Raw genomic sequence first — 14,701 nt, 5'->3', positions numbered from 1 at the left:
GAGGTGGGGCAAAATTCAAGGTGCGAACTTAGTCTTTTGCTGTGAGGAGGCCGTGATGAAATTCTGTGGCATAGACCCGCATTCGAACAACAGCGTTGTGGTAGTTACCGACGAAACGGACCGGGTACTGGTCAGTCGGCGCTGTCCCAATGAGTTGCCGATCATCATCGGGCTGCTCGAACCGCACCGTGCCGAACTGCTCGGTGTCGTGGTCGAGTCGACGTACAACTGGTATTGGCTGATCGATGGCCTCAAGGCGGCGGGCTTCGAGGTCAAACTGGCCAATCCTGTTGCGATGAAACGCTACGACGGGCTAAAGCATTCCGACGACAAGGACGATGCGGCGTTCCTCGCGCATTTGCTGCGACTCGGGATTTTGCCGACCGGCTATATTCATCCGCCGCAAGAACGGGCACTGCGTGATCTGGCGCGCAAACGTATTCAGTTGGTGCGCAGCAGAACGCAGCACATTCTGGCCGTCGAAAACATCATGGCGCGCCAGTTTGGCCAGCGATTGAGCTGCAATGAAGTCAAAGGGCTGTCAGCCACATCCGTCGACAGGCTGGGCCTGCCAACGGATGTGGCTCTGGCGATGAAAGCCAATGTCGCCATCATCCAGACGGTGCAGGCGCAAATTGATTTTCTCGAGGAGCGATTGCTGCATGAAGTCAGCCTACGCCCAGAGTTTTCGTTGTTAAAAACGATGCCAGGAATTGGCGAAGTGCTGGCCACAGTCATCATGCTGGAGACGGGAGATATTGAGCGCTTTGCCGACGTGGGCAACTTCGCTTCTTATGCCCGATGCGTAAAGAGTGCGCATTACTCCAACGGTAAGAAAAAGGGCGAAGGTAACACCAAGAACGGCAACGCTTACTTGATCTGGGCCTTTATCGAAGGGGCTAATTTTGCCCGGCGTTTCAGTGACGATGCCAAACGTTTTTTCGAGAGAAAGAAAGCCAAGACCAATGCGTTGGTCGCCACTAAAGCGCTGGCGCACAAACTGGCGCGGGCGAGTTATCACATCCTGAAGGAGAAACAACCTTTCGATGCCAAACGCTGTTTCGCCTGACGGGCGAGTTAAGGTGATGGCCGGCCAACCAAAAGGGGACTGGTGTGAACCATAAAATCTGAGTGGCGGCCGGCTGTCACCGCCTGAGTGTGTTGTAACCGGGTCGTCTGCCAAGTGAGCCCGTTGGGACTGGACGTGTGTTGTGCACGAGCCACAGTTCTGTGACAGGTTTTGGACACATTGGCGGCACCAACGTTTCTCTGGGGCAGGTCACTGCCAGGGCGGTGCTTGCTGTAGCGCTACCGCTTGATCCCCATGGGTGTCAGGCACGACTCGGTCGTAGCCAATGATGAGGAAACGGGTTCGATGGGTTCAACCGATCAGGTTGAGTTAAAGGACAAACCCTGCAGGTAAAAACTGCAGGGTGCGGTGGCTTTTAACCTTGACTTGAGACCGGCTAATGGGCGGTCCCCATTTGCTTGCGCCCAAAGGAGGCCGTCGTCTTACTTGTTGTTCGACCGCTGCAAGCCTGCCGAACAATCTACCGATCGAGCGGGCCCTCTCAATCAGATCGTATAGACCGAGGACGCTCGTGTCGTGCCTCTTAAACTGTTTCGGCCCCATTAACTCCAGCATCGGTCCATCGATTTGGTCGACTGAAGCGGGTTATGTAGCCATCGAAAAGTGGCCTTACCTGTTTCAGAAAGGGCGGCGGCAAAATCTGAGTGCAACACCTGACCTTTCCGGTACGGTGCAGCCCCTATGTCTTATTCCGAACTCAGCGTTGAAGAGCGCGCCACCATTCAAATCGGTCATGCCCAAGGCTTCAGCCTGCGTAGGATTGCCTGCTTGATCACCCGATCCCCTTCGATCATCAGCCGGGAGCTGCGCCGCAATCGAGATGCCTGCGGCGGCTACTCGGCCCGTGTGGCCCAGCGGCAGATGCAGGCCCGCCGCCAGGTTTGTCGACCGATGCGAAAGCTGTTGCCGGGTAGCGAGCGCTTCAAGTTGGTGGCTCATATGCTGCGTGAGCGTTTGTCTCCCGAGCAGATTGCCGGCAAGCTGCGCAGCATGAACATTCCCAGCCTCAGAGATGCCTACGTCTGTCGCGAGACGATCTATAACGCGATCTATGCCTTGCCGGTCGGCGAGCTGCGTAAGGAGCTGATCATCTGTCTGCGCCAAAGCAAGACAACACGCAGGCCGCGCTCTGGTGGCGTGGATCGGCGCGGCCAGATTCCCGAGATGGTCAGCATCCATGTGCGTCCGCCGGAGATTGAAGACCGTCTGATGCCGGGGCATTGGGAAGGCGACCTGATCAAGGGTAAGGCCAACGCCTCGTCCGTAGGCACGTTGGTGGAGCGCACCAGTGGCTACCTGATGCTGGTGAAGATGAATGATGCGACGGCAACCTCGGCGATGGAGGGCTTCAGTGCAGCGCTCAATGGCATGCCACTGGCAATGCGCAAGAGCATGACCTACGACCAGGGCCGGGAGATGGCGCGACACGCCGAGATCATCCAGAAAACGGCATCGCGATTTACTTCTGCGACCCGCACAGCCCTGGCAGCGCGGCAGTAACGAAAACATCAATGGCCTGATCCGCCAGTACCTGCCCAAGGGCACGGACTTGTCGGGACACAGCCAGGAAGAACTGGATGCCATTGCCTTGCAACTGAATATGCGCCGCCGTAAACGCTTCGATTTCAAATGTCCGATCGAAATGATGAGTGAGGTGATGCAAAAGGCCATGGCTATGCGGCACGATGCGCCCACTTCAATCCAATAACCGTGTTGCACTCAGCTCCTGCAACCGCCTAGCTTTCATTCGCAACTAATGCCGGTTTGCGGAGGTGGATACCTGCATTATTTAGTGAGCGGGTGTGCTGCCTTCGCACAGTCTCAAGTTGAGCGCTTACGGAACCAATTCCGTTCGGCGGTCGCTCCTCACGGTTCGTGCGCTACTCAGAGAACACATCCTTCGCCTTTGACGTCAAAAAATCAGGAGATATAGAGCGTATGGGAATAGAGCTCTCAGGCTTCCGGTCAATCCATAGCCCTGTATATGAAAACGCGGCAGACGTCGAAAATGGAGGTTCTACCCAATCCGGTACACCATTGGCAAAACAGGTGATAGGAAACCACCCGTTATCGACCGAACTCGGCGCGGTCCAAGACACCAATACTTCAGATCGCCGTCGACGCACCTCTTCGTTGTCGGATGCTGATCGACGACTGGCGGCTTACGTATTTGCTCGCACGGTTGATAATCGTCGGCCCAACGAAGTTGAGTTAGGAATGTTAAGAGAGGCCAATGCATCAATCAGAGAGACTCAAGAGTTGTTGCCGTTCGGGAGAGGTAATGTTCAGTCGGACTTGGATCGAACACAAAACGATTCGTTTTTCAGATCCTCCGCGATGCGATCTACTTTGCAAAAGCCCTGCCCAGCCGCCGTTGGCCGTGAACAGGTTTTTCAAAGGCGGGGTTTGAAGCCAGCGGACCGGCTGGAACGGGCTATGGAGTGGCGTCGAGCGGTTAGGACAGTGCCCCTCACGTCAGCGGGCCATCCAGACTATTGCGGTCCACGCGCGGCCTGCAGCTGGGCATCGATGCGCACGACACCTGCCCCCAATCCGGCGGCGTGCAGGGCGCTGGCGACGTCGCTGCGAGTTCTCAACGACCCGTCGTCGTTGTGCAGGTGCGCGTTGATCTGAGCATCCGTGGCGCCGCGCAGGAGCCGTGCCCCCCCGGCGGCCCGCAGCGCCGCCGCGATGCGCATCGTACTTGCCCCCAATCCGGCGGCCTGCAGGGCGCTGGCGACGCCGCTGTGAGTTCTCAACGACCCGTCGTCGTTGTGCAGGTGCGCGTCGATCTGAGCATCCGTGGCGCCGGGCCGGAGCCGAGCCCCCCCGGCGGCCTGCAGCTGGGCATCGATGCGCGCGCTACTTGCTCCCAATCCGGCGGCGCGCAGGGCGCTGGCGACGCCGCTCCGAGTTCTCAACGACCCGTCGTCGTTGTGCAGGTGCGCGTCGATCTGAGCATCCGTGGCGCCGGGCCGGAGCCGAGCCCCCCCGGCGGCCAGCTGGGCCGTGATGCGCGCGACACCTGCCCCCAATCCGGCGGCCTGCAGCTGGGCCGCGATGCGCGTGACACCTGCCCCCAATCCGGCGGCCTGCAGGGCGCTGGCGACGCCGCTGCGAGTTCTCAACGACCCGTCGTCGTTGTGCAGGCGCGCGTTGATCTGAGCATCCGTGGCGCCTCGCAGACGCCGTGTCCCCCCGGCGGCCTGCAGAGGGGCATCGATGCGCGCGTTACTTGCCCCCAATCCGGCGGCCTGCAGGGCGCTGGCGACGCCGCTGTGAGTTCTCAACGACCCGTCGTCGTTGTGCAGGCGCGCGGTGATCTGATTATCCGTGGCACCTCGCCGTTTTGGCGGCTGGCCTTCGGACGTTGGCCCCGACCGAGAGGACAGGGAGGGCACCTGGTAGGGTGCGCTGCTTACCGTGCTGCCCGATGGCAGGGCTGGCCCCGAGAAGCCCGACCGACTCTCTCCCTGATCCAAAGCACGAAGCCGTTGCGCTGCTTCATACGCATCCTTCTCATTACTCAATCTGCCTGCTATGACGGGTTTTAAGTCATCGAGCGTATAATCATTGTGGAGTCCGCGCTGAGCCCGCATCGAATTCAAATCATTCAGCATTTTCGGTGTGTTGTCGCGACGGAACGCCTCTAGCGACACTTTACTCAGATAGGTTCTTGAGTCAGGTGAAACCGACCTGCGCGGTGCTTCCCACTCGGTGGGCGGGGGGGCTGACTGCATCGAGGACCCGGAAGCAAGGTTTCGGCTTGCCTGGTACTGATCCACGTGCCGTTTCACGTCCTGTTCGGTGTACGCTGCGGGCTCTTTTGGCCCACCGCTTCGTTTAAAATCCGATTGCGGATACTCGGCTTCTAAGTTTCTCTGGCCCCCAGGAGTGCGGAGGTCGTTGATGATCGTGGTGCGTTGCGAAATATCGGTCGTATTTTCTTCTGCCAGGTACGCGGCGAGGTATGCAGAATGTGGGGAAAGGGGGCGCACTTTTTTCTCCTTATGGGATAAGTAGCAGGCAGCTTCTGCGTAAGATCGTTAGACCGAATCCTACGGACATAGGCATAGGCATAGGCATAGGGCAGGGATGTTTGAGTGGTCGGGGGGCGAGTTGGGTTCCAGGGCATGGGACAATCGACGGAGGGTGTAGAGTGCCGGAGTCCTCGGGTGGTGAGCAGGGCTTACGCATCAAATTCCGCGAATCTGATTTAAGCGATACTGCGCCAGTGATTTTCTTCTGGAACGCCCTGTGCTTAATGGTCTGCTTGATGTATAGGAAATTCAATAATTCCTAACCAAGGTCATGAGCTGAAAAGGCATCATCGAAACTTTTCCAACGTGGCGTCGATGTCAGGGAAAAATGTTTTTCACCCATCGCCCGCGTCGAAAAAGGGGCCGAAAGCGACTTTTCTCTACCTTTTCCAGATTTCGGACGCACCTCTCCCGCATCAAGCCCGCACATACCTCATCCGCGCGATCGCGTGGGCATGGGTAACCAGCCCCTTCACTGTCAGCCCACTGATCGCCGCCGTGTACACCATCCGCGCGCCGCACAGCACGCAGCTGAACGGATCGACATTTAAAAACGCTTTCGCCATCTGTGCGAAATACAGCTTTGGCGTCGGCCCCGGCTTTGCCATCTTCAGGGCTTCGTATACCTGCGGCAGGTATTTCCCACACACCCGGTTGGCCAGAAAGCCGAAATAGCGGATCATCCGGAAATGCTTCTGCGGGATGTGCTGCACCACCCGGCGCAGCATGTCGGCCTGGCTCAGCGACTCCTGCTGATAGGTCTGCGTGCGGTGATCCAGGTAGGTGAAGCTCAGCGTCGCGCCCGATGTGTAATGCGCTAGGCGACTGCCCGAGATCGGAGGCTTCTTCAGGTAACGGCCCAGGTAATTCACGGTCTTTCGCCCGTTTTCCGTCTTCTTCGACCGGTAGATGTGCCAGTGTTGGCCGCCCGCAGTGAGCACCAGGCGGCGCCAGTCGCTTTCGCAGGTGATGTGCGCTAATTCCGGCGGCAACACGAGCTGGCCCCATTGCTCCAAGAGGTAGTTGCGCACATTCCACATCCAGCGCCGGCGCATCGCCTTTTCATGAAACGCCAGGTTTTTCCAGACGCCCTGCCATCCAGGCCACCGCGTCGCCGAGAGGTGCACGTGGGGCCAGTTAGCCGCGACCGTAGGTGTGGAGCGCGCCAAACAGCCCGATGCGCAAACCTCGCCGCCTGGCGGCATACAACAGGTTGTCCGCCGCCAGGCGGCACAGCGCATCGAGCAGAGCACGGTTGTGAAAGAACAGCGGCCACAGCGTGTCGGGCAGCGTAAACACCAGGTGGTACCAGGCGCAGTCGGGCAAGCGGTTGTGTTGAACGGCCATCCACTGATCGGTGGCTTTTTTGCCGCACGAAGGACAGGCTCGGCAGTGGCAGGTGTTGCACCGGTATTTGACGTGCGGGCAGTGCCCACTGCCGCAGGTGCAGTGCTTCACGCCCAGGATCGAGGTGCCGCTGGCCAGCATTTTGCTCACCGATTCCACTTCGATGGCGTAGACCGCTGCCCTCCAGCAACCCTGGCCAGCCGCCGTTGGCCGTGAACAGGTTTTTCAAAGGCGGGGTTTGAAGCCAGCGGACCGGCTGGAACGGGCTATGGAGTGGCGTCGAGCGGTTAGGACAGTGCCCCTCACGTCAGCGGGCCATCCAGACTATTGTGGTCCACGCGCGGCCTGCAGCAGGGCATCGATGCGCGCCCTACTTGCCCCCAGTCCGGCGGCGCGCAGGGCGCTGGCGACTTGGTCACGACCTCTCAACGCCCCGTCGTCGTTGCGCAGGTGCGCGTTGATCTGAGCATCCGTGGCGCTGGACCGGAGCCGTGCCGCCCCGGCGGCCCGCAGCGGGGCATCGATGCGCGCGTTACGTGCCCCCAATCCGGCGGCGTGCAGGGCGCTGGCGACGCCCCTGTGAGTTCTCAACGCCCCGTCGTCGTTGCGCAGGTGCGCGTTGATCTGCTCATCCGTGGCGCTTCGCAGACGCCGTGCCGACCCGGCGGCCTGCAGCTGGGCCGCGATGCGCGCGACACCTGCCCCCAATCCGGCGGCCTGCAGGGCGCTGATGACGTCCCTGTGAGTTCTCAACGACCCGTCGTCGTTGTGCAGGTGCGCGGTGATCTGATTATCCGTGGCGCCTCGCCGTTTTGGCGGCTGGCCTTCGGACGCTGCCCCCGACCGAGAGGACAGGGAGGGCACCTGGTAGGGTGCGCTGCTTACCGCATGAGCGGGCTGGTTCCGGCTAGGCCCGGGAACGCCTGTTGAGGTGCCGGCCGAGCCATCGTGGGAAAAGGCCATGCCCCGTGTACTGACCGAGGCACTCGACGGCAGCAGCGGACCTGAATTCCGAGGATTGTTTTGCCCCATCGTGGCTGGTGCCCGCTGGCCCCGTGAAGATTGCGCGGCTTGATAGCTGGAAATCGATGGTTGTTGTCCGCTTAAGACAGAGGATGGTTGACCATATGTCGAGGCAGGGAGCCTTCGCTTTTTACCCCCGCATGTGGAAGAGCTCGCCCTCGTTGCCTGGCTTGCCGAGGGGGCGGCCATCGCAAGGGTTGATTCAGATCAGTACATTGGAATGGAAGCCTGCATCCTCACCTGGCACCGGTCGTTTGGCAGCTGACGCTTCAGGTTATCAATCTGCCGATCAAACTGCGCCGTCCATGTTGGCCAGGGACGCTCTTTGTCCTTCTAGCTGCGCAATTTCCTGAGAGATATCCCTATTTGCCGCAGGGCGTGCGCCCGTGTGGGTCGCTTGTGACGGTGCATTTTGTGGCAAGTTACGAGATTGTTCCATGTCCGGCATAGGGTAAACGTAACTGGGTGAGTAAGGCGATAGGGGGTGCATATAGTTGTTCCTGCGAAGTGCTGGGGGTGTCCAAATACGTAGAGCTAGTCTAAGAACTCACGCACAAGACGCATGTCTACGTCTTGTGAGTGGCTTAGCAAACGTAAAATGATTAAAAATAATTGGACGCAAGTGGGTTATCTAGATTATTGCGGTCCACGCGCGGCCTGCAGCTGGGCCGCGATGCGCTTGGCACCTGCCCCCAATCCGACGGCGTGCAGGGCGCTGGCGACGTCGCTGCGAGTTCTTAACGATCCGTCGTCGTTATGCAGGTGCGCGTTGATTTGCTCATCCGTAGCACCGGGCCGTGTTGTCGGCTTACTTGCGTCGGTGCCATCAATAGCGAACTGGCCCTTGCGGATCATGTGAATCAGTTCGATTCCGGCGAGCACGCAGTTGGCGCACCGGAACGATTTGAAGTTGAGCATCGGCCTGGTCACCCGCTTGATGGCGCGATGGTCCTGCTCGACGATGTTGTTGAGGTATTTAACCTGGCGCACCAGAATGAGCACGTTGCGAGCGGTGTTGATCGCATCGATTGCGGCCTTTTTAGCGCCGCTCTTGTCCATCGCGACCTTATCCGGCTCGCCGTTCGCTTTAATGGCCTTGTCGAAGAAGCGCCTGGCCGCAGCCATGTCGCGCTTTGCCGTCAGCAGGAAATCGACGGTCTTGCCGTGCTTGTCGACGGCGCGGTAGAGGTACTTGGGGTCGCTTCAGAAAACGGAATTTAAAGAACTAGGCAGCCTGCGGCTGCAAATCGCCCGTTCTTGCTATCGCATAGCATCAGGAAAACCGAGTTGCCCATCAGAGCTACCACGGGGCTGCGCTTTGTCATGGCAGCTGTAATCGATCATCATAAAGCCCACCTACCCAACGCTTCTGCTTCAGATGATTCCTGCCTACAAACCCCGGCCGCTAAAAAATCTGTTCACCGCTAACCAATGCTGGGCCAACCTTCTGGATGAGGGTGGCCTGCGCGATATCGAAGTCGAGTCGATCACCAAAATGCTCGCCTGCGCCACCCGATCCTGGGTGTAAAGCACTACACCTGCGGTAACGACAACTGCCCTCACGTCAAATACCTGTGCAACACCTGTCACTGCCGGGCCTGTCCATCCTGTGGCAAAAAAGCCACCGATCAGTGGATGGCCGTCCAACACCACCGCTTGCCCGATTGTGCCTGGCAACACCTGGTGTTCACGCTGCCCGACACCCTGTGGCCACTGTTTTTTCATAACCGTCATTTACTCGATGCCCTGTGCCGCCTGGCCGTCGACAATTTGCAGTATGCCGCCCGATCCCGAGGATTGGATATCGGGGTGTTTTGCGCGATCCATACCTATGGCCGACGGCTTAACTGGCATCCGCACATCCATGTCTCTGCCACCTCGGGAGGGATCGATGAAGGCGGTGCCTGGGAAAATCTGTCGTTTCACAAATCCGCCCTGCGTCGACGTTGGATGTGGAATGTGCGCCAGTGCCTGCTGGGCCAATGGGAGCACCTCACGGTACCGCCCGAAAACACTCACCTGCAAAGCGAAAATGACTGGCGACACTTGATACTCAACGCCGGCGGCCAGCATTGGCACGTCTATGTGTCGAAGAGGACGGCAAACGGGCGAAAGACGGTGAATTTACCTGGGCCGTTACCTGAAAAAACCGCCGATCTCGGGCAGCCGCCTGGCGCATTACACCTCCAGTGCGACGTTGAGCTTCACCTACCTGGATCACCGCACGCAGACCTACCAGGAGGAGTCGCTGAGCCAGACGGACATGCTGCGCCGGGTGGTGCAGCACATCCCGGAAAAGCACTTTCGGATGATTCGGTATTTTGGTTTTCTGGCTAATCGGGTGTGTGGTCAGCAGTTACCACGGGTTTACGAAGCGTTGAAGATGGAGGCGCGCGGCAAAGCGCCCAAGAGGGCAGCCTACGGCTGCAAATGGGTCCGTGCCCACTTCACAGCCATGTTGCCTGGCCCGCGTGTTCCCCCGCCCGCCTTCGGAACCCCCTAAGCCCTTGTGACCACCTACTCGGATCCAGGTCGTTTCGTGCGGCCGATTCAATCACTCAGAACAGGCCCAGACCACCATGGATCCCCTCCGATCAGGTAGCCCTTCCCAGCACTACACCGCATCAGTCAATTCCGCTCACCCCCCAGAAGCGTCGGGCTCTCAGGCTCAGCCTGTCCATCCCGGTAGAATTTCTCTTTCCCGATTGAGCCTCAATGCGGGCCTGGCTTTAGATCAGGTTGTAACCCAGCCCAACCTCGATCATCAACGTGTTGCATCGCTGGTACGCAACGCTCTACAGGACGACTCTTTTCGGCTTCAATCTACCAGCGGTATGGAGGCTACCTATCAGGCGTCGGTCAGCCCACCAGTGGGTGGCAATCCTATGAGCATTGCCAATTTAACCAGGGCCGAGTTAACCATCAACACGCGATTAAACGATCAATCCCAATACGATCGTTAGCGCTAATTTGCGTGACCTTTCGGGAGCTATATCCGTAAACCTGCCCGGCCCTCCGCCTGCCTCGGCACACGCGGAAGCGTCCTCTGCCAGCGGGCAACAGCCATCTCCCAGCCAACTGGCCGCGCAATCCTCACGGGGTCAGTTGACCCAGGCCCTGATTACAAAAAGCAGTACTCAGAACTTTTCCGGTGCACCGCTGCCGTCGGGCGCTTCGGTCAGTACCCAGTCCATGGTCTTTTCCCACGACGGCTCGGCCGGCACCTCAACAGGCGTTCCCGGGCCTAGCCGGAACCGGCCCGCTCATGCGGTAAGCAGCGCACCCTACCAGGCGCCCTCCCTGTCCTCTCGGTCGGGGGCAGCGTCCGAAGGCCAGCCGCCAAAACGGCGAGGTGCCACGGATAATCAGATCACCGCGCACCTGCACAACGACGACGGGTCGTTGAGAACTCACAAGGACGTCATCAGCGCCCTGCGCGCCGCCGGATTGGGGGCAGGTGCCAAGCGCATCACGGCCCGGCTGCAGGCCGCCGGGGGGGCACGGCGTCTGCGCGGCGCCACGGATGCTCAGATCAACGCGCACCTGCACAACGACGACGGGTCGTTGAGAACTCGGAGCGACGTCGCCAGCGCCCTGCACGCCGCCGGATTGGGGGCAGGTGTCGTGCGCATCGATGCCCCGCTGCAGGCCGCGCGTGGACCGCAATAGTCTGGATGGCCCGCTGACGTGAGGGGCACTGTCCTAACCGCTCGACACCACTCCATAGCCCGTTCCAGCCGGTCCGCTGGCTTCAAACCCCGCCCTTTGAAAAACCTGTTCACGGCCAACGGCGGCTGGGCAGGGTTGCTGGAGGGCAGCGGTCTACGCCATCGAAGCGGAATCGGTGAGCAAAATGCTGGCCAGCGGCACCTCGATCCTGGGCGTGAAGCACTGCACCTGCGGCAATGGGCACTGCCCGCACGTCAAATACCGGTGCAACACCCGCCACTGCCGGGCCTGTCCTTCGTGCGGCAAAAAAGCCACCGATCAGTGGATCGCCGTCCAACACAACCGCTTGCCCGACTGCGCCTGGTACCACCTGGTGTTTACGCTGCCCGACACGCTGTGGCCGGTGTTCTTTCACAACCGTGCTCTGCTCGATGCGCTGTGCCGCCTGGCGGCGGACAACCTGTTGTACGCCGCCAGGCGGCGAGGTTTGCGCATCGGGCTGTTTGGCGCGCTCCACACCTACGGTCGGCGGCTCAACTGGAGTCCCCATGTGCACCTCTCGGCGACCGCCGGTGGCCTGGATGAGCAGGGCGTCTGGAAAAACCTGGCGTTTCATGAAAAGGCGATGCGCCGGCGCTGGATGTGGAATGTGCGCCAGTGCCTGCTGGGCCAATGGGAGCACCTCACGGTACCGCCCGAAAACACTCACCTGCAAAGCGAAAATGACTGGCGACACTTGATACTCAACGCCGGCGGCCAGCATTGGCACGTCTATGTGTCGAAGAGGACGGCAAACGGGCGAAAGACGGTGAATTTACCTGGGCCGTTACCTGAAAAAACCGCCGATCTCGGGCAGCCGCCTGGCGCATTACACCTCCAGTGCGACGTTGAGCTTCACCTACCTGGATCACCGCACGCAGACCTACCAGGAGGAGTCGCTGAGCCAGACGGACATGCTGCGCCGGGTGGTGCAGCACATCCCGGAAAAGCACTTTCGGATGATTCGGTATTTTGGTTTTCTGGCTAATCGGGTGTGTGGTCAGCAGTTACCACGGGTTTACGAAGCGTTGAAGATGGAGGCGCGCGGCAAAGCGCCCAAGAGGGCAGCCTACGGGGCACTGTTGCAAATAGTGGAGTTAAGCTAAAGCCTACCTTGGACTGAAGGAGGCGCGTATGAACCCTTTCCATGGTCGGCATTTTCAGGGTCCCATTATTCTCTGGGCCGTACGCTGGTATTGCAAATATGGCATCAGCTACCGTGAGCTGCAGGAGATGCTCGCCGAACGCGGCGTCAATGTCGACCACACCACGATTTATCGTTGGGTTCAGCATTACGCGCCGGAGATGGAAAAACGTCTGCGTTGGTACTGGCATCACCCTACAGATTTGCGCTCCTGGTGCCTCGATGAAACCTATGTCAAGGTCTCGGGGAAATGGTTTTACCTGTACAGGGCCACGGATAACCGCGGCCATACCCTCGATTTTTACCTGTCCCCCCGTCGCAACACCCAAGCCGCCTACCGGTTTTTACGCAAGACGCTCAAGCCTCTGAAGGCGTGGGAAATCCCTAAAGTCATCAATACCGACAAGGCGCCCACCTATGCCAAAGCGCTGGTATGGCTGAAGCAGGAAGGCAAATGCCCTCCGGACGTGGAGCAGCGACAGGTGAAGTACCTGAACAACGCCATTGAGTGCGATCATGGAAAACTCAAGCGCATCATCAATCCCATGCTGGGTTTCAAATCCCGTAAAACGGCGTATGCAACGATAAAAGGAATAGAAACCCTGCGAGCCCTTCGCAAAGGTCAGGCAGCGTCCTGGTATTACGGGCACCCCCAGGGCGAAGTGCGCCTGGTGAATAGGCTTTTCGGCCTCTGAGCCCTGTTTGAAGAGCAAACCACTGCTCAGGATCCTATTTGCAACAGTGCCTTTACGGTAGCGTTTTCGACGGTGCCGAAGATACGTATACAGCTCGCCGCCGCCCCGTTTGTCGGTAGCAATAAACCGATAAATCCACTCATGACTGACCGTCTGATCCGGCCTCTCTTGCTTCAACCGATGAGCAATCTGTTCCGGGCTCATCCCATGCTTGCCATATCGCCAGTGTGGCTCAGCCAGGTAAGCGGCTTGCAAAACTTACGCGCTCCGGCTCGCCGAGCATCACTTTCATGGGTCGCACAAACCGCCAGGTAAATCTTTTCAGGGCTGTTACGGCGAACCTCACGGCTGATCGTCGAAGGATGCACGCCCACCTGTTTAGCGATGCTGGCTTGGCTCTCTTTGGCCCTCAGGCCTGCCTCAATCTGGTAACGTTGGCCCTGAGTCAGCTGCCGGTAAGGCGTGGTCATCTGCGCTTGAATCCTTTGGTGTGAGAGCCTGGATTCTACCGGTGGCTGGCTCTCTGCCTCTCGTTTCAAGCGTTGCACTTATTCTATGAATTCAGGGACCTTTGGCGCTTTACCCCGCTTCTCCATTTTCAGCGCTTCATAAACGCGCGGTAGCTGTCGGCCACACACCCGGTTGGCCAGAAAACCAAAATACCGAATCATCCGGAAATGCTTCTCCGGAATGTGCTGCACCACCCGGCGCAGCATGTCGGCCTGGCTCAGCGACTCCTGCTGATAGGTCTGCGTGCGGTGATCCAGGTAGGTGAAGCTCAGCGTCGCGCCCGATGTGTAATGCGCTAGGCGACTGCCCGAGATCGGAGGCTTCTTCAGGTAACGGCCCAGGTAATTCACGGTCTTTCGCCCGTTTTCCGTCTTCTTCGACCGGTAGATATGCCAGTGCTGACCGCCCGCAGTGAGCACCAGGCGGCGCCAGTCGCTTTCGCAGGTGATGTGGGCCAGCTCTGGTGGTAGCGTGATCTGACCCCACTGCCCCAAAAGATAATTGCGCACATTCCACATCCAACGCTGGCGCATCGCCTTTTCGTGAAATGACAGGTTTTTCCAGACACCCTGCTCATCCAGGCCGCCGGCGCTGGCCGAAAGGTGTACGTGAGGGTGCCAGTTGAGGCGCCGACCGTAGGTGTGGAGCGCGCCAAACAGCCCGACGCGCAAGCCTCGCCGCCTGGCGGCATACAGCAGGTTGTCGGCGGCCAGCCGGCACAGCGCATCGAGCAGGCCTCGGTTGTGAAAGAACAACGGCCACAGCGTGTCGGGCAGCGTAAACACCAGGTGGTACCAGGCACAGTCAGGCAAGCGGTTGTGTTGGACAGCGATCCACTGATCGGTGGCCTTTTTGCCGCACGAGGGACAGGCCCGGCAATGGCACGTATTGCACCGGTATTTGACATGCGGACAACACTCATTGCCGCAGGTGCAGTGCTTCACGCCCAGGATTGAAGTGCCGCAGGCCAGCATTTTGCTCACCGATTCCACTTCGATGGCGCGTAGACCGCCGACCTCCAGCAACCCTGCCCAGCCGCCGTTGGCCGTGAACAGGTTTTTCAAAGGGCGGGGGTTGAAGCCAGCGGACCGGCTGGAACGGGCTATGGAGTGAGTGGCGTCGAGCGGCCAGGACAGTGCCCCCT

At 59.4% G+C, this 14,701-nt stretch carries 5 protein-coding genes and 7 pseudogenes; 6 read left to right on the top strand and 6 right to left on the bottom strand.

The window, feature by feature from the left end:
* Positions 1 to 55 precede the first annotated feature (55 nt).
* Both PSH65_RS21315 and PSH65_RS21310 read left to right on the top strand, forming a co-directional pair.
* A complete protein-coding gene (locus tag PSH65_RS21315; RefSeq protein WP_305422219.1) occupies positions 56 to 1,069 on the top strand; it encodes an IS110 family transposase in 1,014 nt (337 codons plus the stop codon).
* 702 nt (positions 1,070 to 1,771) lie between these two features.
* A pseudogene (locus tag PSH65_RS21310) lies at positions 1,772 to 2,798 on the top strand (IS30 family transposase).
* A 784-nt stretch (positions 2,799 to 3,582) separates the two neighbouring features.
* On the opposite strand, the gene PSH65_RS21305 reads toward PSH65_RS21310, so the two are convergent.
* The 4 genes and pseudogenes from PSH65_RS21305 to PSH65_RS21290 form a co-directional block, all read right to left on the bottom strand.
* Positions 3,583 to 4,620 carry a hypothetical protein gene (locus PSH65_RS21305; protein ID WP_305422218.1) on the bottom strand — a complete coding sequence of 346 codons (1,038 nt, stop codon included), beginning with the start codon at positions 4,618 to 4,620 and terminating at the stop codon, positions 3,583 to 3,585.
* A 926-nt stretch (positions 4,621 to 5,546) separates the two neighbouring features.
* Positions 5,547 to 6,706, bottom strand: a pseudogene (locus tag PSH65_RS21300) (IS91 family transposase).
* Positions 6,707 to 6,801: 95 nt separating this feature from the next.
* The gene (locus tag PSH65_RS21295) at positions 6,802 to 7,440 is read right to left on the bottom strand and encodes a hypothetical protein (RefSeq protein ID WP_305422216.1); all 639 of its coding nucleotides are present in this window, start codon (positions 7,438 to 7,440) and stop codon (positions 6,802 to 6,804) included.
* Positions 7,441 to 8,334: 894 nt separating this feature from the next.
* Positions 8,335 to 8,694: pseudogene (locus tag PSH65_RS21290) on the bottom strand (transposase); the annotation flags it as partial.
* 151 nt (positions 8,695 to 8,845) lie between these two features.
* Here PSH65_RS21290 and PSH65_RS21285 point away from each other — a divergent pair.
* The 4 genes and pseudogenes from PSH65_RS21285 to PSH65_RS21270 all read left to right on the top strand — a co-directional run.
* A pseudogene (locus PSH65_RS21285) lies at positions 8,846 to 9,910 on the top strand (IS91 family transposase); the annotation flags it as partial.
* Positions 9,911 to 10,605: 695 nt separating this feature from the next.
* Positions 10,606 to 11,169, top strand: coding sequence for a hypothetical protein (locus tag PSH65_RS21280; RefSeq protein WP_305422214.1), 564 nt, complete (start codon positions 10,606 to 10,608; stop codon positions 11,167 to 11,169).
* A gap of 54 nt (positions 11,170 to 11,223) precedes the next feature.
* Positions 11,224 to 12,269 (top strand): annotated as a pseudogene (locus PSH65_RS21275) (IS91 family transposase); the annotation flags it as partial.
* Positions 12,270 to 12,342: 73 nt separating this feature from the next.
* On the top strand, positions 12,343 to 13,047 hold the full coding sequence (locus PSH65_RS21270) for an IS6 family transposase (protein ID WP_305422213.1): 705 nt from the start codon (positions 12,343 to 12,345) through the stop codon (positions 13,045 to 13,047).
* Positions 13,048 to 13,098: 51 nt separating this feature from the next.
* Here the strand turns inward: PSH65_RS21270 and PSH65_RS21265 are convergent.
* Positions 13,099 to 13,517: pseudogene (locus PSH65_RS21265) on the bottom strand (IS30 family transposase); the annotation flags it as partial.
* A gap of 96 nt (positions 13,518 to 13,613) precedes the next feature.
* A pseudogene (locus tag PSH65_RS21260) lies at positions 13,614 to 14,663 on the bottom strand (IS91 family transposase); the annotation flags it as partial.
* Positions 14,664 to 14,701 lie beyond the last annotated feature (38 nt).

Source organism: Pseudomonas sp. FP603 (assembly GCF_030687415.1).
Lineage (GTDB): Bacteria > Pseudomonadota > Gammaproteobacteria > Pseudomonadales > Pseudomonadaceae > Aquipseudomonas > Aquipseudomonas wuhanensis.
Note: the sequence above shows the minus strand (reverse complement) of the source record. Positions and strands in the feature narration are given on the sequence as shown.

What these genes read in the sequence shown, in the direction of transcription:
- PSH65_RS21315 (WP_305422219.1), top strand. Translation starts at nt 56, where the DNA reads ATGAAATTCTGTGGCATAGACCCGCATTCGAACAACAGCGTTGTGGTA.
- PSH65_RS21295 (WP_305422216.1), bottom strand. Translation starts at nt 7,440, where the DNA reads ATGGCCTTTTCCCACGATGGCTCGGCCGGCACCTCAACAGGCGTTCCC.
- PSH65_RS21270 (WP_305422213.1), top strand. Translation starts at nt 12,343, where the DNA reads ATGAACCCTTTCCATGGTCGGCATTTTCAGGGTCCCATTATTCTCTGG.